General features: G+C 47.5%; 21 protein-coding genes. 9 read left to right on the top strand and 12 right to left on the bottom strand.

The window, feature by feature from the left end:
* Positions 1 to 27: 27 nt before the first annotated feature.
* The 4 genes from GC130_RS01980 to GC130_RS01995 form a co-directional block, all read right to left on the bottom strand.
* A complete protein-coding gene (locus GC130_RS01980) occupies positions 28 to 1,032 on the bottom strand; it encodes a FecR family protein (RefSeq protein WP_151996576.1) in 1,005 nt (334 codons plus the stop codon).
* A 99-nt stretch (positions 1,033 to 1,131) separates the two neighbouring features.
* Positions 1,132 to 1,728: an RNA polymerase sigma factor gene (locus tag GC130_RS01985; protein WP_193217733.1), complete on the bottom strand. Its 597-nt coding sequence runs from the start codon at positions 1,726 to 1,728 to the stop codon at positions 1,132 to 1,134.
* A 387-nt stretch (positions 1,729 to 2,115) separates the two neighbouring features.
* Positions 2,116 to 3,228: a type 1 glutamine amidotransferase domain-containing protein gene (locus GC130_RS01990; protein ID WP_151996578.1), complete on the bottom strand. Its 1,113-nt coding sequence runs from the start codon at positions 3,226 to 3,228 to the stop codon at positions 2,116 to 2,118.
* 84 nt (positions 3,229 to 3,312) lie between these two features.
* Positions 3,313 to 4,353, bottom strand: a complete 1,041-nt coding sequence (locus tag GC130_RS01995) for an AraC family transcriptional regulator (RefSeq protein ID WP_151996579.1) — start codon at positions 4,351 to 4,353, stop codon at positions 3,313 to 3,315.
* Between the two features lie 195 nt (positions 4,354 to 4,548).
* Between GC130_RS01995 and GC130_RS02000 the strand changes: the two genes are divergently transcribed.
* Positions 4,549 to 6,570, top strand: a complete 2,022-nt coding sequence (locus GC130_RS02000) for a M13 family metallopeptidase (RefSeq protein WP_151996580.1) — start codon at positions 4,549 to 4,551, stop codon at positions 6,568 to 6,570.
* A 103-nt stretch (positions 6,571 to 6,673) separates the two neighbouring features.
* Here GC130_RS02000 and GC130_RS02005 read toward each other — a convergent pair whose 3' ends face one another.
* The 5 genes from GC130_RS02005 to GC130_RS02025 all read right to left on the bottom strand — a co-directional run bounded on the left by GC130_RS02005 (position 6,674) and on the right by GC130_RS02025 (position 12,991).
* Positions 6,674 to 7,636 carry a M14 family metallopeptidase gene (locus tag GC130_RS02005; protein WP_151996581.1) on the bottom strand — a complete coding sequence of 321 codons (963 nt, stop codon included), beginning with the start codon at positions 7,634 to 7,636 and terminating at the stop codon, positions 6,674 to 6,676.
* Positions 7,637 to 7,752: 116 nt separating this feature from the next.
* A complete protein-coding gene (locus GC130_RS02010) occupies positions 7,753 to 8,742 on the bottom strand; it encodes an SDR family oxidoreductase (RefSeq protein WP_151996582.1) in 990 nt (329 codons plus the stop codon).
* A 111-nt stretch (positions 8,743 to 8,853) separates the two neighbouring features.
* On the bottom strand, positions 8,854 to 9,570 hold the full coding sequence (locus tag GC130_RS02015; protein WP_151996583.1) for a ThiF family adenylyltransferase: 717 nt from the start codon (positions 9,568 to 9,570) through the stop codon (positions 8,854 to 8,856).
* Entirely contained in the window at positions 9,567 to 10,238 is a 672-nt protein-coding gene (locus GC130_RS02020) for a TatD family hydrolase (RefSeq protein WP_151996584.1), read from the bottom strand. The genes GC130_RS02015 and GC130_RS02020 overlap by 4 nt, the downstream gene beginning before the upstream one ends.
* Before the next feature lie 185 nt (positions 10,239 to 10,423).
* Complete coding sequence (locus tag GC130_RS02025) at positions 10,424 to 12,991, bottom strand: M14 metallopeptidase family protein (protein WP_193217734.1); 2,568 nt, start codon at positions 12,989 to 12,991, stop codon at positions 10,424 to 10,426.
* Between the two features lie 490 nt (positions 12,992 to 13,481).
* Between GC130_RS02025 and GC130_RS02030 the strand changes: the two genes are divergently transcribed.
* From GC130_RS02030 to GC130_RS02060, 7 genes are all read left to right on the top strand, one after another.
* The gene (locus GC130_RS02030; protein WP_226940365.1) at positions 13,482 to 16,553 is read left to right on the top strand and encodes a TonB-dependent receptor; all 3,072 of its coding nucleotides are present in this window, start codon (positions 13,482 to 13,484) and stop codon (positions 16,551 to 16,553) included.
* 49 nt (positions 16,554 to 16,602) lie between these two features.
* Complete coding sequence (locus GC130_RS02035) at positions 16,603 to 18,354, top strand: RagB/SusD family nutrient uptake outer membrane protein (RefSeq protein WP_151996586.1); 1,752 nt, start codon at positions 16,603 to 16,605, stop codon at positions 18,352 to 18,354.
* An 81-nt stretch (positions 18,355 to 18,435) separates the two neighbouring features.
* Positions 18,436 to 19,533, top strand: a complete 1,098-nt coding sequence (locus tag GC130_RS02040) for a phosphatidylinositol-specific phospholipase C1-like protein (protein WP_151996587.1) — start codon at positions 18,436 to 18,438, stop codon at positions 19,531 to 19,533.
* 71 nt (positions 19,534 to 19,604) lie between these two features.
* Entirely contained in the window at positions 19,605 to 20,942 is a 1,338-nt protein-coding gene (locus GC130_RS02045; protein ID WP_151996588.1) for an alkaline phosphatase PhoX, read from the top strand.
* A 90-nt stretch (positions 20,943 to 21,032) separates the two neighbouring features.
* Entirely contained in the window at positions 21,033 to 21,284 is a 252-nt protein-coding gene (locus tag GC130_RS02050) for a hypothetical protein (protein ID WP_151996756.1), read from the top strand.
* A 146-nt stretch (positions 21,285 to 21,430) separates the two neighbouring features.
* A complete protein-coding gene (locus tag GC130_RS02055; protein ID WP_151996589.1) occupies positions 21,431 to 21,928 on the top strand; it encodes a hypothetical protein in 498 nt (165 codons plus the stop codon).
* A gap of 48 nt (positions 21,929 to 21,976) precedes the next feature.
* A complete protein-coding gene (locus tag GC130_RS02060; RefSeq protein WP_151996757.1) occupies positions 21,977 to 22,174 on the top strand; it encodes a YwbE family protein in 198 nt (65 codons plus the stop codon).
* 147 nt (positions 22,175 to 22,321) lie between these two features.
* Here the strand turns inward: GC130_RS02060 and GC130_RS02065 are convergent, their stop codons facing one another.
* From GC130_RS02065 to GC130_RS02075, 3 genes are all read right to left on the bottom strand, one after another.
* Positions 22,322 to 23,197, bottom strand: coding sequence for an RNA polymerase sigma factor (locus tag GC130_RS02065; protein WP_151996590.1), 876 nt, complete (start codon positions 23,195 to 23,197; stop codon positions 22,322 to 22,324).
* A gap of 69 nt (positions 23,198 to 23,266) precedes the next feature.
* Complete coding sequence (locus GC130_RS02070) at positions 23,267 to 23,734, bottom strand: anthrone oxygenase family protein (protein ID WP_151996591.1); 468 nt, start codon at positions 23,732 to 23,734, stop codon at positions 23,267 to 23,269.
* Between the two features lie 13 nt (positions 23,735 to 23,747).
* Entirely contained in the window at positions 23,748 to 24,236 is a 489-nt protein-coding gene (locus tag GC130_RS02075) for a hypothetical protein (RefSeq protein ID WP_151996592.1), read from the bottom strand.
* A gap of 186 nt (positions 24,237 to 24,422) precedes the next feature.
* On the opposite strand from GC130_RS02075, the gene GC130_RS02080 reads away from it, so the two are divergent.
* Positions 24,423 to 25,178 (top strand): DUF5715 family protein, encoded by a 756-nt coding sequence (locus GC130_RS02080; protein ID WP_151996593.1) that lies wholly within the window; start codon positions 24,423 to 24,425, stop codon positions 25,176 to 25,178.
* Positions 25,179 to 25,249: the final 71 nt, after the last annotated feature.

Below are 25,249 nucleotides of genomic sequence, written 5' to 3' on the forward strand. Positions count from 1 at the left end.
TTATCATTATTTTTTACGTAAGTATTATCAATCCTTTAAAAGGTAGTAATCCTTCTTTTTTTCTGCTTTTAGCTGAAAAACCTTAGCTACCTGAAGGACAAAACTTTCTGAATCTCCCACAGGCATCGACCCCGATACCGTTTGATCCAGCATTGCATCGGCGTCAACACGTATGGTCACTCCAAAGTTGTTGTTGGCCATTTCTATCATTTCTCTCAAAGACGTTTTATCAAGGATCACTTTTTTGTCGGTCCAGGCAGCATATACTTCGGTGTTTACCTGTCGCTTGCTGAATTGCTTGTTTTTGTATTCGACCAATTCACCTGGCTGCATTAATATCTTTTCCTCTTTGTTTTTGCCTGGAAAACTAAGAGCGATCTGGCCTGTGTTCAGGACTACCTTGGTGTCGGCTTTGCGATGATATACGTTGAAGCTGGTTCCAAGCACTTCTACTGCGACCCCATCTGCCACTTTCACCCTGAATGGCTGGTGGTTAAGGGTATGCACCACTTCGAAAAAAGCTTCCCCGTCCAGCCAAACTTCTCTTAGCCCTTTTTTGCTCCAGTCGTTTCGGAACTCAATGCTCGAATTAGCATTCAGAACCACTGAAGAGTTATCTGGGAGTAGTATTTCCTTGGTTTCACCGTAAGCAGTCTCGTAGCGAAAGGTGGCGTTCCGATTGACAATAAAAAATACCGACAACCCGATGGCTACCAGGGCCACCACAGCCGCAGCAGACCACAACCATCGTCGACGGCGTGGTTCGGCCTGGATGGCTCCTGCAGCATGATGAGGATCGCTTTTTATATTGTTCCAAAGTCCTGATACTTCCGAATCAGAAAGCGCATACGCCGGAAAGTCGAGCTTTTTCAGCAGTGCAATAGCTTCTTCAACATCGGCGGCTTTGTCCGGATGTTTTGCGATCCATTCCCTCCAAAAGGCATTGCTTTCGTCGCTGGGTTTCCAAACCCAGGTTCGAAAGGAATCGTCCATTGCAAAGTCGTTCGCCGAAAAGTGGTAATAGTCTTTCACTAGAAACTTATTTAATACTTAGAAGAGAAGAGCATCGCCTGTTTCTCATCACTTTTTTTGAAATATTTTTTTGTCACGCAAGAAAAGCCCGAAAGGAGGTCACAAGGAGGGATTATCCTTCAGTTTTTTCTTCAACACCGTTAGTGCTTTTGATGTCAGGTTGTAGACGGAATCCACATGCACCTCCATAATCGAGGAGACTTCATGATAGCTCAACTCGTTGAAAAACTTGAGAAAAATGGCTTCCCGTTGCCGTTTCGTCAGGGCATCAAAGCTTAGCTTTAGCAGTTCGAGTTGCTGCTTTTTGGTTTCCCCGGCAATCATCGATTCCTCGGTGGATGGAATGAATTCAAACATGCTGTCGGGGTCGCCTTGAAACGGGAGAGTAAATTTCCGGTTGGCCATGATCCGACTGATGAGAAGTCGGCGGAAGGATTTGAACAGGTAGTAATTCACTGAACCAGCTACTCCCAGGGTCTCTCTTTTGCTCCACAGCCTGGCGAAAAGCTCCTGGAGGCAGTCTTTGACCAACTCTCTGTCACGACAGTTGTGCATCCCATAGTTGAAGAGCCTGTTCACATGCCGCTTGTACAGCACAGAAAATGCCAGTTCGTTACCCGCCTTGAATTGTCCCCAAAGCACTTCATCATCAAGCGACCCTGCCTCAGCTGTCGATATGAGGGACCGGCTATTCAATGAGGTGTGCTGGATTAATGAGTTTGATCGGAATGGTGCGTCTGGTGGAAGGCCGTACCCCTGACGCCGCCTGAGAGAATTTCACTGGCACCGTATCTTTCACCCTAAAGAGAGCGCTCACCATCCCTGTTAGCATTTTCTTTCCGCTAGTTGGTTAAAGATCCACAAGTCAGGGCTTCAAAGCACAGAAAACCCATGATGTCCCGGACGGCAACTTAAGAAGGACACTATAATTGCAGACGTTATGACACTGAATATACTACTATAAGCGCAAATGAGCTAATGAATAAGCAAGAGAAAAATGTTTAAACCACTCTTCAGTAGCAATTTTTCCGCTTGATTTTGAATAGTATAGGGAATTGACGGTTTTGGCAAGCGCCTGTTAGTTTATATTGATTTGTTGATTACAGCATCATTACTAAATGACAGAAGTTGTACTAGCTCGATTGCCTTAAGAAGCTCGAACTGCATTGCCGCCACTAAACTATGCACAGCGAGGAGCTCTCTATCAATGGCATTGGGATTGGAATTACAGTGGTTGCTCAGTATTTCCTTCGCCTTGTTGTAGCCCCCGGTTTCATAAGCTTGTAAAATGGCGACGGTATTCTCTTCCGTAGTTATTTCCCTGCGCTTAGGTGTGTAGCCAAGTTGTTCCACAACGCTTTCCGCTGTGCTCCAGGTAGACCAGGGGTTTTGTCCGGTTACCAAATTCCCGTCGATGCTAACCTGATTCAGGTACATGTTGCCCTCATTAAAATAGGCCCCTTTCTCCATCAGCTTATCTTGAAGAAGGAATGGGAAAACATCCATGGCATTCGGTATCAACAAAAGCTCTTCCTCATTGGTAAAACTGCTTATTGTTTTGTTGGCAACTAATAGCGCACCGCTGGCCAGCTTAACGTTAACCAGGGCTGCAGGTCCATGGCAAACGGCGCCAATCACTTTTCCTGATTCATAATACCCCCGGACAAGAGATTGGACATGTGTATTCTGTGGGAAATCGAACATGGCACCTTTGCCACCCACAAAGAATACGGCCTGATAGTCGTCTGGCTTTACGTCTTGCATCGCCAAACTGTTGGCTATCTTTTGTTGCGCTACATTGTCATTTAGAAATGCGTAGTCATACTCCCTCATGTCGTCGGCATCTATTACCACGGGTGGCGTGCCACCCAACGGACTAGCAACGTCGACTTCGAACCCATTGGCATGAAAAACATAGTACGCCCTTGCTAGCTCTGTTAATTCATAACCTGTTGTTTTTTCGCTGTCGCCCATCTCCGCAGTGCTGGTGACAACGGCCAGAATTTTTCCTCTACCCGAAATGGTGTTTTCAGCCAAATAGGGGAGGTCGTCGGTTACCGTCTGCCGCAGGGTGGCTTTCGCTACCACTGGAGGCGGGATGAGGCTCAAAAACCAATAGCCGAACGAAACAACAGAGATAATCAAACCTACGAATGCGACAGCTGTCCATTTGATAATTGCTTTCTTCTTTGACATAGCATTTTCATATTTGTTTGAGGCAAATGTGAGCCTATGCTTCATTAATAGCTTTCGAAATGGTCATTTCGATAGATTAAACTATCATTTCGGTAACTGCTTGCGGTACGTTTGAGGGGTTTGTCCTGTTTGGGTCTTGAAGGCCGTGTTAAAGCTTGAAATACTATTGAAACCTACTTCAAAAGCAATGGCGGCAACGGTCAGGTTGTCGTATCGGGAGTTCTGCAACAGTCGGCTGGCTTCCTGAATCCTATACGTGTTCACAAAACTATTGAAGTTCTTCCCACTCTTTTGGTTAATGGCCATAGACAGCATTTGAGGACTCGCATGAACGGCCTTGCTCAGTGAGTTCAAAGAAAGATCAGGGTTTTTATACTGCGAGTCTTCCGCAACGATTTTCAGCACCCGTTCGAATAGTTGGTCTATTTGCTCTTCCGACGCTGGTGTGGTCCTGTATTTTGTCTGGTGAATCTTCGTTATATACCCTTTGCGGATCACCTCAAAGCTAACTACGTAGGCCACAAAAGAGTACAGTACGGGTCCAACAATATAGGGGACGGTCTCATCAAAAAGGTTCAACACGTACACAGTCCAAATGGCTAACAAGGCATAAAGCAGCAAGAGAAGAAGTTTCCACACATCCTGATTGAGTTCAAATCGATGCCTTCGGATGTAGCTGTAGCCAACAACAAGGTAGATGATAAAATGCAGATAGTAGGTTAAAAAAAGTATTGCGAATACCCACTTGGGGATAGTTTCTAAATCGGGTTCGTCCAACCATAAACCAAACCAAGCACCAACCAAAGCTGGCACGAAATGTACCCACTTCAATTTATCGAGTGACTTTGTTTTTCGAACGCAAGATTGTGCAAACAGATAGAAAAGCGGGCCTATGGCCATAATTGTTCCTAATCCAACAAAGATTAGCTTGACATCGAGATGTTCGGCAAACTCCAGAAAAACGGACTTGCCGATTCTGAACGAAAGGACGATCAGTAACACGCTCAGTAGCTTGTTAGACAAGCTGTTTCCTTTGCTGTAAATCCACAAGAATATGGAAAGAAACAGGCCGTGTATGACGCCCAGGCCGCTCACAATGACCAACACAATATCATTTGCAGACATGGGCTGAAATTACTGAAATAATTATGAGTATCTGAAGGTTTGTATTGCCTGTGTTGCAAGCCCGGCGGGAAAAACAATGACCGGTGTATATTGAGTTTGGTCATCATGCGAAGTTCCTGCTATGCTTTCCGCTAACGGAATAGTGCGATGCACCATTTTGAATTCTTTCTAACTTCCGAAAAACTAACCAAACCTATGAACAGAATACTTTACTTCGTTGCATTGGCCCTTTTGGTGTTTGCTTGTAAAGAGCAAGAGCAAAGTGCGCCACAAAGACAATATGTGGATGTGGCAGGACTTGATCCTTCCATCAAGCCAGGCGACAACTTCTTCAACTATGTGAACGGCATTTGGTACGACACGGCAAGAATTGCTGACGATCAATCAGGTGTGGGCTCCTATAGCTTCCTGAATATTCCTCAGAAAAAACTACTGCAAAGTATTCTGGAAGAAGTGTCGGAAAGTGAAAACCCTGCTGGTAGCATTGAACAACAAGTTGGAGACTTTTTCGCCTCCGGCATGGACACTGCTGCTATCAACCGGCGGGGATATGAACCGATTAAGCCAGTGCTTGCCAGCATCGATGCCATTACGGATCTGGCCTCACTCATGACATTCGTGGCTGAGGAAGCAAAAGTAGACGATAATTCCATCATCAGCTTTGGTATTTCTCCTGACGACGCCAACAGCAGCATCAATATTGCCCACTTTGGCCAGTCAGGCATCGGCTTACCAGATAGAGACTATTATTTCAAGACCGATTCCTCGTCGCTCGGTATTCAGAGTGCCTACAGAGGCTATATAGCCACCTTGTTTGAGCTGACGGGCGACGCTCCAGACGCAGCGGCCAAAAAGGCTGACCTTGTTTACGATATTGAAAAGCAGCTGGCTACATCGCACAAAACGAGGGTAGAACGCAGAAATGTGAAAGAAAATTACCACAAAATGGCGGTGGCGGCGTTGCAAAAGCAGCAACCTAATATCGGGTGGGTGGCCTTGCTTGGGCGCCTTGGTTTGGATACCGACTCAGTAGATATCAGGCAACCCGTCTATTTTGAAAAGCTGAATGCTATGCTGGGCACTGTGTCGATCAACGACTGGAAGGTGTACCTGAAGGCTAGCTCTATCACCTCCTACGATCAGATATTGAGTAAGGCTTTTGAAGATGCGTCTTTTGATTACAACAAAGCATTGTCGGGCCAGGCCACTGAAAAGCCCCGGGCACAGGTAATCGCCAACGTGGTCGACAGGCAAATGGGTTTTGCGCTGGGCCAATTGTATGTGAAGAGGTATTTTGGAGAGGATGCGAAGAAAAGAGTTTCGGAGTTGGTGGACAACCTCCAGAAAGCATTCGAAAACCGGATCACTCAGCTCGACTGGATGAGCGACAGCACGAAAGTGAAGGCCAAAGAAAAGCTGAATGCGATCACCAAAAAGCTGGGCTACCCGGATATTTGGAGAGAGTATGATGTTCAAATGGACAAGGGCAAATACTTTGAGAACGTCCTTGCTTTGAGAAAGGATGACTATCAATATCAATTGGGGAAACTAAACAAGGCCCCGTACAGGCACGAATGGGGGCCGTCACCTTCCACAGTTACTGCCTATTATAGGCCTTCATTCAACGAAATAGTGTTCCCCGCAGGCATTCTGCAATATCCTTATTTCGACGTGAATGCCGACGATGCTATCAACTACGGCGGCATTGGTATGGTGATAGGTCACGAGCTGACCCACGCTTTTGACGATCAGGGTGCGCAATACGACAAAGATGGCAACGTTAAAAACTGGTGGACGGATGAGGACTTTGAGAAATTCAGAGCAAAGACCCAGCAGGTAATTGATCGCTACAGCTCATTTACCGTGCTGGATAGCGTGCATATCAAGGGTGCGATGACTGTGGGGGAAAACACAGCTGACAACGGCGGTATAGCCATTGCATACGACGCCTTTAAACTGACAGTGCAGGGCCAGGACACGACGAAAATTGACGGTTTCACCCCGGATCAGCGCTTCTTTTTGTCTATCGCCAGGATCTGGAGAGTGAAAACACGTGACGAATTTTTACGCACCTACGTCAATACCAATCCCCATTCTCCGGCGATGTGGCGAGTGAACGGGCCGCTTATGAACTTCACGCCTTTTTATGAAGCTTTCAACGTGCAGCCCGGCGATAAGAACTATAAGCCGGTAGAGGAGAGAATCAGAATTTGGTAGTGTAATACGATAGTAGTGTGGTGGCAAGCCGGCATCGTTTTATGGCTTTGCCGTACCAAAATAGCTGGCTGGAGGTTCTGATACGGAGTTTCCAGCCACAGTGCTATTTTGCGGCCTGAACACCAATAGCATACAGGGGATCATTGGCTGTGATAGCAAGAGAAGTGACCAGGTACAGGACGATACCGTCACCTTCTGCATGATACTCGCTGAGTTTGGTGCCGAAAAAGTCCCGTATTTCGCCCAATTTCTGCCCCTTTGTCACCTTGGCTTCGAGTTTCACTTCAGGGTACCAACACCCCTCATGGAGAGCAGTGGCTACCAGCATTTTTTCCAGATACTCCACCTGATGCGTTTGAACCTGCCCGGGTATCGTAGCCCATGAACGAAGCACGTTTTTGACAGCCGCTTTGTATTGTTCTACTTCGTCCTGATTCCATCGCCCGCATTGCCCAAGCTCCGCCAGAAAGCCCGGTGTGCCAACTGTGGCAGCACCACCAATGGAACCATTTTCAGATACTGAGCCCACCACGTAGGGGAAGCCCAGTAGGGCAGCTGCTTGCCGGGATTGTTCGGCCACTTCTTTGCTACCGACGTTGGAATAGATAACGAAAGGAACCAGCGACTCATGGATATCGCCACCATGGAGGTCAATGAAAAAGTCTGCTTCTTTTTGAAGCTGATGTACAACGTAGGCTATTCGCTCACTGACGGTGCCGGTGGCTTTGCCTGGAAACACCCTATTCAGGTTTTTACCGTCGTATGGCCCGTAATACTGCATTCGGGCCAGGAAAGCAGCGGTATTGACCGGGTGAATGATAAGCACCGTGCCAGCGACTTCCTCTGGATCAAGCTCTTTGGCCAGTTGTATGGCCGTTTCTATACAGGGGTACTCACCGCCATGCACACCTCCGGTTATCAGGATGCCTTTCCCCTCACTAACCCCGCAAATCAATGTAAAAGGCATCTCTATCGGCGTTCCTGCTACCGGAATATAGCCTGTTGTTTTTGTTCCGGCTGTCAGCGCCTTAAGGCCGGGTACCAGCTGTCTTATCAATTCTTTCATTTTGGTCGTTTTGCGGCATTAATGTACAAAAGAAACTGTAGCGAAAAGCCGTGTTTTTGACGGGCCAAACTTATGTTGTGACCGGCAGTGGCGTTACTTATTATCGTCGGCTCCAATCAGCGCTGCCTTTCATACTTTTCGATAAGCTTATCCAGTTCCTTTTCAGTGTCCGGGTTGATTACCTTCCTTGAGGCATCTCCTTCCAACCATGCCAGTGTGCGGCGAATACCCTGATGGAAGGGAATGGTGGCCTTAAACGCCGGCACAAAGGTTTTGATCTTTGTGTTGTCGAACACAGCACTGTGAGCTTTGTCGCCCAGCAGATTGCCGGTTTGATCGGGCCAGTGCTGGCAGATAAAGTCGGACGGAATGTGGACAAAGTTCGGCGCAACGCCAACGGCATCTGCCAGTCCTTCGTAAACCTGGTTCCAGCTCAGCACATCGTCGGACGTAATATGAAACGCATGACCAACGGCTTTTGGGTGGCCCAGCAGACCAACGAAGCCGAGAGCAAAGTCGTCGGAATGAGTAAGCGTCCACAGGGAGGTGCCGTCGCCATGTACAACGATCTTTTTTCCTTTGCGAAGCCTGTCCACGATATTGTACTCCGTCCAGCCGCCCAGCGCCACTGGTATCACGGTGTCGTAGGTATGCGATGGGCGTACAATGGTGATAGGGAATCCCTGCTCCCGATAAGCCAGCGTGAGGGCATCTTCGCAGGCTATTTTGTCCCTGGAATACTGCCAGAATGGATTAAAGAGCGGGGTGGATTCTGTGATCAGATAGTGCGTGGCTGGCTTCTGATAGGCCGAAGCCGAGCTGATGAAGATATACTGCCTGGTTTTGCCTGCGAACAGCTTGATGTCTCGTTCTATTTCTTCTTTTGTGAAAGCGATCCAGTTCACGACTACATCCCATTGATGGCCTGCCAGCACCGACACCAGTTGTTCTGGCGCATTAATGTCGCCGATAATAGATTTGCTACCCTCGACTGTGAGCGGACTTTTGCCCCGGTTGAGTACATAAAGATCGATGCCTTTTTCAACAGCCAGACGGCTGGTGGCAGTGCTGATGTTTCCGGTGCCTCCGATGAATAGTACTTTCATTTTTTATCGTTGCTCTTAGGTGAGCTAAGGTACGAAGATCGGGGGACTTCTGGAGTAAAGAGGTCGCTCTGTGCAAGCGGACAGAGCGACCTCTTTATTCATCGTCGCCCCCTAAACCGTCAGCCTCCTGATCACTTCAGCGGCCATGGTCATGCCGAACATAGCGGGCATATAGGAAATGGTGCCGTAAAACGACTTCTTGTATTTAGAGCCATCGGTAAGCTTAAGAGAATGCGCAGGCTGCACCTCTTCAGAATAAACACATAAAACACCTTTGGTTACGCCTTTGCCTTTCAGGTTCTTCCGCACCTGCTGGGCAAACTTGCACTCCCGGGTCTTGCTGATATCGGCCAACCGTATTTTGGATGGATCCAGCTTGCCGCCGGCACCCATCGACGAAATGAATTTGACTTTCATCCGTTTCAAAGTCAATATCATCGACATCTTGGGCACGATGCTGTCGATACAGTCCATGGCAAAGTGAAAATGGTTCTGTAGCAGAAAGGCATGCATAACATCAGGCTCCATGAAGTTATCCACTACCTCAATTTTCAACTGAGGGTTAATGTCCAGGAAACGGTCACGCAATACGTAGGCTTTCTGTTTGCCGACTGTTGAGTCCAGGGCCTGGAGCTGCCGGTTTTTGTTGGTAGGGTCAACCTCGTCTCCATCAATGATCGTGATCTTTCCCAGGCCAGCCCGCACAAGTGTTTCGGCCGCATAACTGCCCACACCGCCCAGTCCAACCACCAGCACGTGTGCATTTCTAAGCTTATCCAGGGCATCCTTGCCTATCAATAGCTCGGTTCTTTCCAACCAATCACTCATCTTCCGAAAAACTTACTTGCGTTACTGTTCATTTGATGCTGTAGTTGTGGCACGTTCATTCCTGCCAGGCCAGCGATCATTTCATATACTTTCAGGATACTCATATCTAACATGCTGTCCGTCTCCAAAAATAGGCGATCGTGGGGTAAAGACTTAAACAACTCAACGTATTTAGCCCGAGGGAGACCAGGCATCAGCGACAGGTAAAAACCCTGATCGATCAGCTGCTTGGCCAGTGTGGCATGACGGCCATAGCCATGCACGCACCATTTCTCAATACCTGGAAACTCTTTTTTGATCTCGCTGAGCTGACCAAATGCCCGCACACAGTGAATAATGACTGGCTTCTTCATTTCATCTGCGATCTTCAGCTGGCTTCTGAGGATATCCATTTGAACCCCTATCGCCGGGCCTTTGAGATTATCCAGGCCCATTTCGCCCATGGCCAGGCACATTGGGTCAGAAAGTTGCAATTCCAGCTCCTTTCTTTGCGCTAGCGTTACTGGCTGCTCTATCCACCAGGGATGTAGACCTACGGTGAAGTATTTATGTGCCTTCTCCTTTCCCAGGTGCAACGACACAATTTCCATCACATTGGCACGGTCTGTCTGCCGCATACTGTGGGTATGGAAATCGAGGTAATGGGAGTGGTGGAAGGTGGTGTTCATTGTGCGATGGACGATCCAGTCGGGGTCAAAGATAGTGCTTAGCCCTGAAATATCGTGTCGTTCCGGTTTTCGAAAGAACTTTACAAGGCCAGCTAAAATGTAGTGACCGACAGACCTAAATAGGCACAAAAAAGACGTAAAGCCATTGCCTTACGTCTCAAATTTTCACTTTAATTTAAGTGCTATTACTTACTTAAAACCAATGAGTTAAACACTAGTTTAAATGTCCCATGAGTCTGTACTCTAAGCTGAGGACGGAAGCCGATCATCACTACTTTTCCCTGGCCCAAGCCGACGGACACCATCGCTGCCTTTTCAGCAATAACATCCTCGCCAAGCAACCAGCCACTTTGCAAAATGTCCCTTTTTGGGTAAGTGATGATGCGGTCTATCGTATGCCCTACGTCGGAGCGCACTACCTCATACACATCGTTGTTGCCAACAAACAATCCATGACCTGAGTCAGGCATGCCGTAGGCCAGTGGATTCGAATTGTCGAAGTTCATTCGAAGGGTAGAGCCCGGCGACCAAAACTCCTGACTGGCTACGTCTTTTACCACATTGCGAATCGGTAGCTTGAATTTTTCGATAGGCAAGTCACCGGCACTACCAAACGTTACCAGTGTTCCTCCGGTTTCAACAAAGGCCTTGAGTGCATCCACGCCTTTTTGCCCAAAACCACTTCTGTATTCGGGCGGAAAGTCTTCAGCACGGTTGCGGCCACCGCCACCTTCACCTGTCATGGCACCCAGGCCATCGTCGGGCAACACAATCACATCATATTTCTTGTTAAGCTCGCCGGCCAGGATTTCCTTGTCCATCAAAGTGGTATAAGGAAATTTGAAATTCTCCAGCAGTAGCCTCGTCCAGCCTTCATCCATGTTACCACCCATATAGCGCTGAAATAGTGCAATACGCTGGCGTGTCATCGGCTGGGTAATGGCAGCCACATCTGCTTCCAGCGGCTTAAAGTCCACGCCGGTTTCCGTAGCGATTTTTTCGGCCACATCGGCAGACACTGAAGCCACCACGAAGTCGCCAGGTTGAACCCCGCTGCCTGCTTTGGCCACCCTGCTTACTTTTACTTTATTGTCCCACAGCAAGTTAAGCGCTGTAAAACTATCGTTGTTAGCGCCCGACAACACGTAGCCCTTGCTTCCTTTATACACCGTGCCTTTAGGCACCACCTTTTCCGTTACCCTGGGGTAGTTACCAGTTAAAGGAGTGCCCACCGGATCAACCCGCACACCCATATATTCGGCTACGTTGTCTGTCGACATATCGTAGGGTCTGATGGGGTCGTTGTTGCGGTCACGGGTGTACTCGTTGTCAGGGTAGAGCGTACGGCCCAGCAACCAGCGAACCACGCCTTGCTTGGGCTGTGCCATGCTGACCACGTAAGAACCGGCGCCATACACTTTACCCTCGTGAATCAACTGCGAGTCAATTCTCTTTACTTCCACACCCTGACCCAGTAGCACATTTACCAGCTTGTTGGCCGTGAGTGCATCGTGCTGCTCCGCCGGAATGATGTAGGCTTTTACTTCACCTTCGGCACCACGTTGCGTTTGTCTGGAAGCTTTCAGGTAGGCATTTTTCAATACGGTTTCTCTGTTGCGACCTGCAATGTCCGCAATGGCCAGTGCGGCAATCTTTTGCTGCTCCACAATGTCACGCACCCGCCACCATCCGCCTGGCCATGGGTTAGGGAAGGAGGTCTGGGCCTCGTACTTCGGCATGCCATGAATGCTGCCTTCGAGCTGATCAGGATGTACATAAAGCGGTGTGGCCAACCTGGCGCTGGCCGATTCTGTCAGCATGCCTGCGATATTGTGGAAAGGTGTGATCCAGTGAAACCCAAAATGGCCCCAGCCGGAGTAAATCGCCGCATTCACCACACCCGACTTGTTGTTCTCTTCTTCTTTGTAAGCAATGTGTGCCCCATACCACGACATTTCCCTCCATACCAGTGGATCACCATCCGGGCGAATAGGTTCAGCATAGGGTGGCACATAAATCCTGGCACCGTAAGCACCCATCTGATGATGATCTACATAAGCTTGCGGCATCCATTGTCTGAAAATAATGTCTGCACCGTACACAGATTCAATGGTGTTTTGCATGTAGGCATCCCGGTTGTTGTCGTGGCCGATGTAGTGGTGGTAGAGGTAGGGCATACTGTTACCCTCGTATTCTGTGCCCACATACTTTCTATACCATTCGGTGATCATGATTTCACCGTCAGGATTGAAGCAGGGAATGACGATAGAGATCACATTATCAAGGATTGTCATCATTTCTGTGTCGGTGCGGGTGAGCATGTCATAGGTAAACTCTGCCGCCGTTTGCGAAGCTGCCACCTCGCTGGAGTGAAGCCCGAACGACTGCACCACTACAGCCTTTCCGTTGACAATGATCTGGTCGATTTCGCTTTGCGGCACGCCTCTTGGGTCACTGAGTTTGGCATTCATCGCCTTGTACTCATCCAGTTTCGCCAGGTTTTCTGGCGATGAGATGTACAAGGCCAGGAATGGATTGCCCAGGGTCGTTTTTCCCATGTTCACCACCTTCATGCGTGGACTGGCTTCGCCTAGCTGGTTATAATATTTCACCAGATCGCTCCAGTGTGCCAGCTTTCGATCAGCACCCATTTGAAAGCCGAAAAACTGTTCCGGCGTGGGAATGTCCTGTGATTGAGCATAGGAGGGGATTAAAAATGCTGCCAGAAGGACTGCTCCCAGAAAGCGTTTCATTAATAGTAAAGCATTTTGAGTCATGTCAGATGGTTTTGGATTGATTGATATTTTCAATCTATTTCATCGCTACTGAAATTGAAAGGACTCAGGTTATGGCTTGCTCTATAGGATGAAGGGCGGTTGGTGGTGATGCACATCGTTGATCCTATTGTTCATAGGTTAAGCAACCGTTAAGTGCTATTCAAATCGGGTCGGCTTTTTTAGTTAAAGCATTAAGGCTTATGACTTACAATAACATTTTGTTTTTCAGGCCTTAATGTGTCTTCAGCCAAGGCGGCCAAAAAGTGGGTGGTCAGCAAATTGAAGTGCGATTTGGGCCATAGGTGAAATCTACATTAAGTAACGTCCAAAACCTTAGTAACTCACTAACCTAAGCTTAACAGAGAGTTTCATTTCGTCTTTCCGATCTCCCTTTATTTTGAATTTTATTTCGGCTGAACAAGGCCGGAGGAAAATTTAGTAATCCATAATATTTAAAAGTGTTTCTATGAAAAATTTGTACCAGATGCTCCACACGGGGCGCCGCCTGCTAACATTGGGCTTTAAGTCCTCAATGATAGCAGGTTTGTTGTTTTTGGGCAGCCTGCCATCACAAGAGTTGTTGGCAAAAAACAGCATGTACCAGGCTGGAATAATAGTATCCGGAACGGTTACCGACGAAGAAGGTGCTGCAATGCCCGGAGTGAACATTCTGGAAAAAGGCACCATCAACGGAACTGTGAGTGACGTAAATGGCAACTACCGACTAAATGTATCGTCGGCCAACGCCGTCCTGGTATTTAGCTTCGTTGGCGCTGAAACAAAGGAAGTTACGGTTGGTGGTCAGTCGGAGATTTCGGTATCACTTGCCGGGAGCTCTGAAACATTGGCCGAGCTGGTCGTGGTAGGTTACGGTACGCAGAAAAGATCCGACATAACCGGAGCCATTGGTTCCTTGAAGAGTGAAAATTTTAACCGTGGAGTTGTAACTAACCCAGGGGAATTGCTTCAGGGGAAAGTTGCTGGTGTAAACATAACAACTGCCAGTGGTGAACCTGGTGCTGCACAGAATGTGATCATCCGGGGAATTGGCAGCTTGCGGTCTGGAACGCAACCGCTTTACGTGGTGGATGGTTTCCTGCTTGATAACAGCTCTCAAGGTTTTGATACCAACCCCCTCAACTTCCTTAATCCCAACGACATTGAAAGCATCGATGTCTTGAAAGATGCCAGTGCCACCGCTGTATATGGTTCCAGAGCGTCAAATGGCGTGGTAGTTATCACTACCAAAAAAGGAAAGGCTGGAAAAACAGAAATGAACTTTTCAGCTTCTACTGCCTGGTCTAAGATGTCTAAGAAAATTGATGTGTTTAGTGCCGACGAGTTTGGGCAGAATGTGACGGGTGAAGGTGGAACGCTGGAAGACTTCGGTGGAAATACTGATTGGCAGGATGAATTGACCCAAACCGCCCTGTCGAAGCAATTCGACCTTTCCGTTGGCGGGGCCGCTTCTGAGAAGTTCTCGTACTACGCTTCAGTTGGTGTTCAGGATCAGGAAGGTATTTTGAAGAATAGCAACCTGGAACGTTATTCCGGGAAACTGAATATGAACCAAAAGGCACTCAATGGAAGGCTGAAGGTAGACTATAATCTTACTGCGTCGCACACAGAAAACCTGCGCCCGAGCATTACATCTACCATTGCAGACATGATTAGCCTGAACCCAACCATTCCGGCCTATACCGATGGTGAGCCTACATTGTTGACAACAAATGCTTTGAACCCACTCACCAGATATGACATCTACAGTGACCTGGCTGTTAACAACCGCATCCTGGCGAGTATTTCCCCGTCAATTGAACTGTTTGATGGCTTTGTTTATAAGTTGAATCTTGGGGTTGACTACTCTGCCACCACCAGGGATGCTCAGTATGAGCCTTTTCCTGATGTGATCAATGAGTCGAATATTTCAGACGGATCACTGTCCACACTTATAGGTAACAATACCAATAGTCTGGTCGAAAACACGATCACCTACAACTGGATCAAGGATGTACACAATCTTACCGTACTTGGTGGTCACTCTTACCAGGAATTCCTGTTAGAGAACAGGACATTCGACTACCGTGGGTTTGCCAATAATAATATCGAACCAAAATACCAGGATCAAACCAGCACAGCTGAATATCCCACTTCTGTAGGGTCGTCTGCCATTAGAAACGAGTTGCAGTCATTCTTCGGAAGGGTTAATTATACTTTTGACGAAAAATATTTGTTTACTGCCACGCTTCGTGCTGACGGGTCTTCAAAGTTTGGAGTGAACAACAAGTATGGGTATTTCCCGTCTGTTGCCCTGGGCTGGAACATCAGCAATGAGGACTTCATGGACAATTCATTTTTCTATAACCTGAAGTTGCGTACAAGCTGGGGACAAACCGGTAACCAGGAAATCCCTTCTAAGATCACCAAGGCAAGCTATTCGGAAGACAGGTTGATAACAGGCGCTGAAAGCCTTAGCACGTACCCGCTGGACCCTGATGGCAATTCAATTGACAGCTATCCTTACGGAATTGTTTTCACTCGCCTGGCAAACCCAGATCTGCAGTGGGAAGTATCTACCCAGCTGAACGTCGGCGTTGACTTTGGCATCTTTGACAATCAGATCACCGGTAGCCTGGATTATTTCAATAAAGAGTCGTCCAATATTTTGCTGGAAGTTACGCCTGCTGACCCCGTGCAGCCAACGTCCACCTACTGGACTAATATCCAGGACATGAAGATCCAGAACAATGGTATCGAGCTGGCATTGGAATACAATGGCAAAGGACAAGGCGGCTTCTCCTACAACATCGGAGGTAACCTGACATCCATCCAGAACACGGTAAAAGACTCTCCTTACGCTGTATTGACCACTGGTGCCGCTCAGGGTTCTGGACAAACTGGTGCAACCATTAATGGTTATATCAACGATGAGCCGATAGGATCTTTCTACATGTTCCAATTTGACGGCATTGGGGCCGATGGACTCAACATGTTTAGAGACGTTAACGGAGATGGCGCTATATTGGACAATGACCGCACCGTTGTGGGCAGTGCTATTCCAAAACTGCTGTATGCCTATCACCTGAATTTCAGGTATAACAGTTTCGATCTGGGCTTCAACTTTAACGGAATTGCCGGCAGCAAAATATACAACCACACTGCCATGACGCTGTTTACCAAGGCGCAACTGACCAAGTCGAACAATGCCACTGACTTTGTAATTCAATACCCTAACGAGGCAATTTCAAATGCCAACACTGTATCTACACGGTATTTGGAGAATGGTTCCTTCATGAGACTGAACAATGCTACACTTGGCTACAACCTGACTTCAGACAAGATCGGCTTGGGAGGTGCGTTCCAGAACATCCGTGTATCGGTAACCGGTCAAAACCTGTTCGTGATCACAGATTACTCTGGATTTGACCCTGAAATCAACACAGGATCAACTACAGGTGGTATTCAAACCTTTGGAATAGATCGTTTCACTTATCCAAAGGCAAGAACGTTTTTGATAAGCGTCAATGCCACGTTCTAAAAGGAAAACACTCAGTTCTCTTAGTATTACTTTAGAAAATAGAAATCATATGAACTTTTTAAATATAAGATTTAGTAAAGTACTGCCGATCATTGTAGTGCTACTCACATTCGTTGGTTGTACCGATCTCGAAGAAGACATTTTGGACGAGTCGCTGACTGGAACAGGCGAGGCAGAAGTCATTAGCGGATCCATTGCACCAGTATATGGCCTTCTTCGTCAGGTTTGGCTACATACCGTCAACTTCGGGCTTCAGGAAGTTGCTTCCGACGAAGCCATCTTGCCATACCGTGGTGGTACCGACTGGTTTGATGGCGGCAAATTCATCGCCGTTCACCAGCATTTGATGACTCCCGGCAACTCACTGGTGGCAGATTCCTGGACATATATTACCCTGACGCTTTCGAGAGCCGTTGTGGCCGAGGAAAGGCTGAGGGAAGAAGTAGAAAAAGGAAATGCAGATGCGCAAGGGCCGCTTTATGAAATGATTGCCATGCATGCATACCTCAATATGCTGGCACTAGACAACTGGGGGTTGGTTTTCAAGAAGGAGAGTTCTTCCGGGGTATCAGTACTCCTGAGAGGACAGGAAGCCATCGACTATATTGAAGGCAAGCTTTTGTCGGTAGTGGACGTCATGAACAATGACGCTGGAGCCGGGCGGCTGAACAAAGACGCCGCCAGCGCCTTGTTGGCTCGCTTGTATCTGAACGCTGCGGTTTATCGCGATCCTTACGGTACTCCCGACTTCCGAAGTGAAGACATGGACAAGGTGATTCAATACACCAACAGCATCATTGCTGGTTCTCATTCCTTGTCAGCTGAATACTTCGATTTATTCAGCGACGATAACCACACCAAGTCTGAGCTTATTTTTGCCCTGGACCAAAGAGGCGTACTGGCTACTGAGCATGGCCGCTGGGCCTATTGGCCAATATCTGGTGATCAGGTGCCAAGACCTGAATTTCCAAGCACCAGAGGAACGGATGCCGTGGCTGCCACCCCTGACTTTTACCAGCACTGGGTGGATGCATACGGCAGCGTAGACCCTGCTGACGCCGATGCCCGTTTTTATATGAAAAACACCATGATTCCAGATGAACTGGCAGACCTTTCCGGTGTGACGCCCGAAAATGATGCAGACCATTACTACTGTGTGCCAGCTCAGGATTTTGAAATTGACAGGGGAATACTTCGTGGTATTATCTGGGGTCCCCGAAAAGATGCCACGGGTCAAATCATGACTTGTGATGATGGTTCGGTAAGGATTTATCCCGTCATCAATAGAAGGACAAGTGGTGCCAATATCCGATATGTGGATCATAATCTCAATGTTGATTTCACTGAGCAGGGTAGTTTGCACAACACCGGATACAGGTTTTCAAAATACCAGTTTAGCCACACTGCTCCCAACTGCTGCTCTTACAGTAGCGTAGACATCGTTTTGATTCGTTTGGGCGAAATATACTTGATGCGTGCGGAAGCAAAATTGAGAAAAGGCGACAATGCAGGAGCTTTGGCTGATGTCAATACCCTCAGAACTTCCAGGACTGCCCGTCCTGAGCAAACGCCGGCAGCATTGACTTCTATTGATACAGAAATATTATTCCGTGAAACTGGATTTGAGCTCTACTGGGAAGGTCTGAGAAGAAATTATCAGATACGCTTCGGTAAGTACGAGGACAGCTGGACAGGCAAAGATGATGCAGATGTGCGCAAAAGATTATTCCCTATTCCACAGAGAGCCATCGACGGTGCGTCCAGTGAAAAGGGATTCCTGGTGCAAAATGAAGGATACTAATTGACTACTAACTAATTAAAGAGCATACTACAAAAGGTCGAAGGCCAAAGCTTTCGACCTTTTGTAACTCATTCCCACTATATGAAAACCAGAGACAAGCATCTTTTTGTAGCGATATTGACCAGCGTCTGCTTCACTGCTGTGAACGGTCAGGGACTCAAAATGAATCAGACCCAGGTGATTGGCAGTCACAACAGCTACAAAATCGGGATTGAACAGCCTCTGATGGACATGATCCTGACCGATCGCCCCGAGGCCATTGGGTTGGCCTACACCCATATCCCGATGACCGATCAATTGGATTTGGGCCTGAGAAGTCTGGAAATAGATGTGTTATTTGATCCGGAGGGTGGCCGGTTTTCAAATCCAAAAGGATTGGAAATGCTCACAACTGCTGGAGTAAACGCACAGCCTTATGATGCGGAGCCAATGAGGGAGCCTGGTTTCAAGGTACTGCATGTGCCGGACATTGATTTCAGGAGCCACTGTGCCACTTTCAAAGGTTGCCTTTCTGATGTTCTCACCTGGTCGAAGGCACATAACAATCATTTGCCGATCATCATTACCATTAACCCCAAAAGCGATGGGCTCGACCGGCCTGGCTTTGCCAAAGTGATTCCTTTCGACAAGCGGGTGCTAGACGCATTGGACCGGGAGATATGGGAGGTTTTTGAACGAAGAGAGCTGATCACCCCGAAGCTGGTGAGAGGAAAGCAAGCCACACTGCGGGATGCGGTGGTAGACAAGGGCTGGCCGGACCTGTCGGCTGCCAGAGGCAAAATCCTCTTTGTGTTCGATGCGGGGAAGGAGCTAACGGATGTGTACCAGCAAAACGACGAGGCCTATGCCAGGCCAATGTTTGCGAATACTGAAAGCGACAATTCGCATGCGGCATTTTTTATCATGAACGACCCCGTAAAGCAGGAAAAAGAAATCGCCGGGCTGGTAAAACAGGGGTTTATGGTTCGCACCCGTTCCGATGCCGACGCCAGAGAGGCACGGCTGGGAGACAAAACCAGGTTTGAAGCCGCCATGCGGTCGGGAGCCCAGGTAATTACCACCGACTACTACCTCAAGTCTCTCAGTCCCAATAAAGATTTTGAGATTGTTTTTGGTAATGGCAGCTATCAGCGATGCAATCCTGTATTGACAAAGTCATCAGCATGCGATCTGCCATAATACGAATGTTTAAATACCCTTCGTGAACAAATCCTATTAACTTTATAACCAATAACTAAACTCTTAAGCCAGTGAAACGCCGCACTTTCCTTTACCAAACCTCTGTAGTATCTCTTGGTTTCCTGTCATTGTCCAGATGCGTGCAAAAGGGTCGGGACACCGCCGAATCAAACGTTCTGCCGTTAAAATCCGACCCGGAAAAATACCTGGATTTGCCGGAAGGCTTCTCCTACAAAATCATTTCTAAAGCGGGCAACACAATGAGCGACGGCCTGCGGGTTCCCGGCAGAGCAGATGGCATGGGCGCATTTGCACGAGCTGATGGCAAAGTTGTCATTATCCGTAATCACGAGAATAGCCCAGCACCACTGGAAAACAGCCCTTTTGGGTTGGAAGGGGAGTTGCTTGGGTTGGTCGATATATCCAAACTGTATGATGCGGGGAAAGGCGAGCTCCCGGGGCTGGGCGGCACCACCACGTTAGTGTACGATGAAGAAAAAGGGGAGGTAGTAGAAGAGTTCATGAGTCTGGCGGGAACCTATCGCAACTGTGCAGGGGGAGTCACACCATGGAACAGCTGGCTTACCTGTGAGGAAGACACAACCAAAGCGGATGGCGAAAATATCGAAAAAGACCATGGCTATGTGTTTGATGTACCTGCTGATGCTCCCGGGCTGATTGAACCACGACCTATTAAAGCCATGGGGCGCTTCAATCACGAGGCCGTAGCTGTAGACCCGCAAACAGGCATCATTTACCAGACTGAAGATGCATCTGACAGCCTCATCTACCGTTTTGTTCCTGAAAACCCCGAAGACCTGCATCAGGGCGGAAAGCTTCAGGCGTTGGCCATAGACAACCGCCCCAAACTGGACACCAGAAACTGGAAGGAGCGTGGCGTAGAGCAGGGGGTAGGCTATCCTGTGGTATGGCAGGATGTGGACGAGGTCGATTCTCCACTTGACGACCTGAGAATCAGGGGATTTGAAGCAGGAGCAGCCTGCTTTGCACGGGGAGAGGGCATGTGGCATGCCGACGGCCAAATCTACTTCGCCTGCACCAATGGTGGCCCCAAAAATTTCGGGCAAATATTTCGATATGACATTGAAAAAGAGCAGCTAGTATTGTTCGCTGAATCAGAAGACAAAACGGTGCTACACATGTGCGACAATGTGACCATTGCTCCCTGGGGAGAAGTTTTGGTTTGTGAAGACAACGGTGAGCTCAACCGCATGCACTTCATCAACAAAGAAGGGGAGCTGCGCTTGTTTGCTGTCAACCGAAGCTCTAAATCGGAGCTGGCCGGGGCTGTTTTCTCACCGTCAGGGAAGACACTTTTTGTGAATGTGCAGGAAAACGGGGACACGGTGGCGATCACCGGGCCGTGGGAAAAGCTTCAGGCAGTGTAATTTACGGGCTTAAAAAAAGGGGCTATTTTGGTGAACCAGGGTGGCTCCTTAACTTGCGTGAAAATTCACACAAATCATTCTCCTTTCTCTATGTTCCACGGCTCAGGTTTCCCCACAACACTTGACGAACAGGTTTTTAATGACTGGCTGGAAGCAGGCCGAAACAGCAAACTCAGCTACACCTATATGCTGATCATTTGGGACGAGCTGGATTCAAAATACCTGCCTGTGTATACGGCTGAGAGAGAGAAAATTCTCGATTATAAAAGATACCCTGGGGCCAGCAGCAATGAATCATTGATAGCGGCCTATGATTTGTATTCGGAGTCGAAAGTGGGGTGAGATTTGTATCAAGGACCTTTGACGGTTGTCGAAGCAGTGTTATTTAATTCCGCAGCCTTTTGCGGTTGTTTATCGATGAAGTTTAGACGAATATTTAACTAACGGAAGTCATTGCGGACATTGGGATTACCTCTTAACTTTCCTTTATGTCAAGTTTTAGGATAAGACCCCGATTCAAACACCGTGTTGAAGCCGTCCAAAAAGACGAGCTGGAAAGTGCTATTTGTGCCGCCTTGGAACAGAACAAGCAGTTCACTTTCACAAATTTTCCGGATCATCTGTACATCAAGATTAACCCCGACGAACGGCATATTTGGTCGCCACAATTGCATCTGTCATTTGACCAGGAGGGCAACGATGTGACTGTAAGAGGCTTATACGGGCCCAATCCGACTATATGGGCTTTTTTCTTTTTCGGCTATGTGGCCATTGGCATCTTGATGCTTTTTCTGGGCATGTGGGGAGGCAGTCTTTGGAGTTTGGGTAAAGATGCCTCGGTTTTGTGGGGCATTCCTGTGCTAGCAGCGCTTGCAGTAGGTTTATACCTCTTCAGCCAGGCCGGTCAAAAGCTTGGTGCTCAGCAGATGTTTGATATTCATCATTTTTATGAAGGTATCACTCACAACAAGGTGGTAGTGAGTTAGGGATCGTGCTACGATTTGACAGAAGTTTCGTTTAGATTTAAAACCATGATTGAAGGAACTCAACGCAGTCAGATCCAGATAGGTACGGAAGTCGACATCGTACAAAAGCATCATCAGCGCTCAGGTGAACTCACACGGGGCCATGTGGCCCAAATATTGACCAGCTCATCGCATCATCCTCATGGTATCAAAGTACGATTGGAAACGGGAGAAGTCGGTAGAGTGAAGGCCATTATAGAAGAGTGAAGTCACTAATTGAAATGTTTTTTTAGCACCTTTAAGGGAAAAGAACGGTGAGACGACAGCTTACGGGTTTCGTAGCTTTTATCAACTCAAATTCGTCAGGTGAAGTTCATTACACTAACTTCATCGCCTCGGGATCTCATTTAACTTTCAATTCAAATTCAACCGACTTTTCCAGTTTGCATCATCCAGTATATCCATCAGGAAGTTCTTCTTCTCAAAGATCGTCTTGAAGCTATGGTCACGATGGAGCTCAGCGTATTTCATTTCTGCTTCATCTACAAGGTAGCTGGCATCGGATCCTAATTGCTCCCGGAAAGTGGAGTATTCTTTCTGGTTGTAGAGCAAATTTCTAGCATCTATCAGACCACTTTCCAAAGAAACGGTTACTTTTTTATGGCACCGGCAGGGATTGGTCTTATTGACTAACCCACACTTATGCTGCATGAACTGGTGCAGGTCTTTCCGGGCCTTACTGAGCTTCATCCGATAGTTGGGCTTGGACATCTCCATTAGCTCGGAGCCAACATTATGGTCAGCGTCAAATACTTCCCCAATGAGATAAATCATCCGCTGTTCTTTGGTGAGACAGAGCAGCATGCCCGACAGGCAGGTGAGGCGCACTTCTCGGATGGCTTCTTTCTTCTCCTCCTTTTCTTCCTGGCTTAGCTCCACGTCGGGGGCCATTTCCAGGCCGATCGCCATTTCCTCAAAGGAACCGGGCAGCTTCGAGTTCAGCTTCTTCTTGTCGTTCAGGAAGTGATTTACGACGATACGGTAGGCCCAGGTGCGGAAGGAGCTTTGGTGCCCAAACTTTCCCAAATTTGAAACGATCTTGATCAACACCTCCTGACTAAGGTCGGCCGCATCGGCAGGGTTGCCCACCATTTTCCATGCAATATTGTAAATGTAGGGCTGGTGCCGCTCGATGAGCTGATTCAACGCTTTCTTGCTCCCTGTCAGCGTTTGCTCAATTAGCGCTTTGTCGGACGCATCGGAAGAATAGGTGTTGGATAATGGGTTCATATTATTGGAGTTATGAGATTCCTCTTAACTGATTAATTAATCATATGTTTCAATCTCTTAAACATTCTCTCAGTCGGCTGCGCTTAGTAGAGACTGTTTAAAAGCTTTTATGCTAAATATGGCGGCCACTATGGCGACACCCACCCGTACCCAATGAAAAAACACCCATCCCTGGAGCTTACTTGTGGCTACCGCTGCACTATATTTTAAGTCCATAAAGTCAAGGTTCATTGGTAGGTGATAAGCGGCGGTTTGGATATTGATTAACAACAAAGCGACAAATGCATAGCGCCAATACCGTCTGGCCTGTTGGTTTTCTTTATCGAAAAACGCCAAAAAGACAGTGGCAATAAATGCAGGCAACAATGTAGCTGCTGTAGGACCTAATAAAAGGGGGAAATCGACTTTGAAGGATTCCATAAATGCGACAGGTTCTAGCGACTGCCAGCGAACGGCGTAGCTCAAACCGATATTGATCATGTTGCCGAGAAAGGCGGCCACGCCAATAATGGCGATATAGGGGAGTATCTTTTTCATATGGATAGGGCCTTTATTTGTTTCTAAGTGCTTTGATAAGGCGGACGAAAATGTAGACGTGGCTTAAGAAAGTGGTTAACCCGTAGGTGACAAACATCAACCAGATGAAACCTAAGTCGTGGTCGTAAAGTTTTAAGCCAAAGAACTGAGGGAAGGCAGTTATCAAGTCGGTAAAACCGATGACATTAAAGATCCATACCAGCGGAATGGCAAAACTCCACTTGTTTTTTAAGGCGATCGCCGCAATGATGGCCACAACAGCAGTGGATAAGTCCCAAAGCCCAACAGTGGTCAGAAAGTCGCTTGGGAATCCTCCGTAAAATTGCTCCCTGGCCATAAAGGACAAGCCCAGGTAACGGAATACATTGAGAAACACGAAAGGCAAAAGTGCCTCCTGGAGGGGAAGCTTCGACACCCGTGGTTGGATCCACCATTTGAAGCCAAGTATGATACCTATTGTACCGATCACTGCCTGTAAATTGATAATAAGAAAATTGTCCATGAGGTTTATTGTTAGTTTGCTCCTTTGACAATCAGAATAGGAATGTGTAAAGACTTCGAATCGAAAAGTTTCGAATGATCGTTTCACACCAACCTCAATAGTATCCCGGTGAGATTTAAATATTCTCCCTTTCGCTGAAAAGTCGGCATAAAGTGTTCACTTCGCAGTAGAAATCATGCTTTGCACATGAATAGACATGGGAATTTTCCACGGCTTCCCCCGGGGAACCTTGACACCAATCAAAAGGGAAGCAGATATAGCACTCGTAAAGTCCTCATAGCCACGGGAGTGGTAACGGGGGCTTTGTTTATGCTGTTCGAAGCGCTAAGTCCAACAGCAAAAGGCAAAACCGAAGACATGGTGCCCGTTGCGGTGCTTTCAAAAGAAGAAAATAGGGCAGTACACCGTTACGTTAACGATTACCATCTTGAGGTAGCCAAAGCTAAAGGACTGGCAAAGCCTTTGGTATCAAAAGCTGAGCACAAAGCAGACGCCAAAGCGTTTAGTAGCCGCTACAAACTTGTCGAAATAACCGATAACAAGTACTATGAAATTCCCCACCTAACCAATTCACTGGCTTACCTGCAGCCGCCTGCTGAAGAATTCCTAACTCTTATTGGGGAAAGGTTTTGCGACCGACTCGGGGAACTAGAAATGACAGATTATCGGTTTTCGGTCACATCAGTATTACGAACGATTGAAGATCAAAAGTCGCTGCGGAAAAACAACCTCAACGCTACGGCTAATAATTCATCGCACTACTATGGACGAACATTTGACATTGCCCAAACACGCTTTTTTGAGAGGGGAAATAGCACGCCGGTGTATTCCTACCGCCTGAGAAATCTATTGTTGCGTGAATTGATCAAGCTGCAGGAGGAAGGCAAGTGTTATGTGCTGCTTGAGAGTCAGACGAAATGCATTCATGTGACTGTCAGGTGATTGTAAACAATGTCAAGGGTCGAACAAGCGTAATATATCTCATTGATATTAAGATGATTATCATTTACTTT

This window comes from Imperialibacter sp. EC-SDR9 (genome assembly GCF_902498805.1).
In the GTDB taxonomy this organism is placed as follows: domain Bacteria; phylum Bacteroidota; class Bacteroidia; order Cytophagales; family Cyclobacteriaceae; genus Imperialibacter.

Coding starts and splice junctions, on each gene's coding strand:
- GC130_RS02070 (WP_151996591.1), bottom strand. CDS start 23,734: ATGAAAAAGATACTCCCCTATATCGCCATTATTGGCGTGGCCGCCTTT.
- GC130_RS02010 (WP_151996582.1), bottom strand. CDS start 8,742: ATGAAAGTACTATTCATCGGAGGCACCGGAAACATCAGCACTGCCACC.
- GC130_RS02075 (WP_151996592.1), bottom strand. CDS start 24,236: ATGGACAATTTTCTTATTATCAATTTACAGGCAGTGATCGGTACAATA.
- GC130_RS01990 (WP_151996578.1), bottom strand. CDS start 3,228: ATGTCAAAGAAGAAAGCAATTATCAAATGGACAGCTGTCGCATTCGTA.
- GC130_RS02050 (WP_151996756.1), top strand. CDS start 21,033: ATGTTCCACGGCTCAGGTTTCCCCACAACACTTGACGAACAGGTTTTT.
- GC130_RS02080 (WP_151996593.1), top strand. CDS start 24,423: ATGAATAGACATGGGAATTTTCCACGGCTTCCCCCGGGGAACCTTGAC.
- GC130_RS02040 (WP_151996587.1), top strand. CDS start 18,436: ATGAAAACCAGAGACAAGCATCTTTTTGTAGCGATATTGACCAGCGTC.
- GC130_RS01995 (WP_151996579.1), bottom strand. CDS start 4,353: ATGTCTGCAAATGATATTGTGTTGGTCATTGTGAGCGGCCTGGGCGTC.
- GC130_RS02000 (WP_151996580.1), top strand. CDS start 4,549: ATGAACAGAATACTTTACTTCGTTGCATTGGCCCTTTTGGTGTTTGCT.
- GC130_RS02055 (WP_151996589.1), top strand. CDS start 21,431: ATGTCAAGTTTTAGGATAAGACCCCGATTCAAACACCGTGTTGAAGCC.
- GC130_RS02065 (WP_151996590.1), bottom strand. CDS start 23,197: ATGAACCCATTATCCAACACCTATTCTTCCGATGCGTCCGACAAAGCG.
- GC130_RS02035 (WP_151996586.1), top strand. CDS start 16,603: ATGAACTTTTTAAATATAAGATTTAGTAAAGTACTGCCGATCATTGTA.
- GC130_RS02015 (WP_151996583.1), bottom strand. CDS start 9,570: ATGAGTGATTGGTTGGAAAGAACCGAGCTATTGATAGGCAAGGATGCC.
- GC130_RS02020 (WP_151996584.1), bottom strand. CDS start 10,238: ATGAACACCACCTTCCACCACTCCCATTACCTCGATTTCCATACCCAC.
- GC130_RS02005 (WP_151996581.1), bottom strand. CDS start 7,636: ATGAAAGAATTGATAAGACAGCTGGTACCCGGCCTTAAGGCGCTGACA.
- GC130_RS02030 (WP_226940365.1), top strand. CDS start 13,482: ATGAAAAATTTGTACCAGATGCTCCACACGGGGCGCCGCCTGCTAACA.
- GC130_RS02025 (WP_193217734.1), bottom strand. CDS start 12,991: ATGAAACGCTTTCTGGGAGCAGTCCTTCTGGCAGCATTTTTAATCCCC.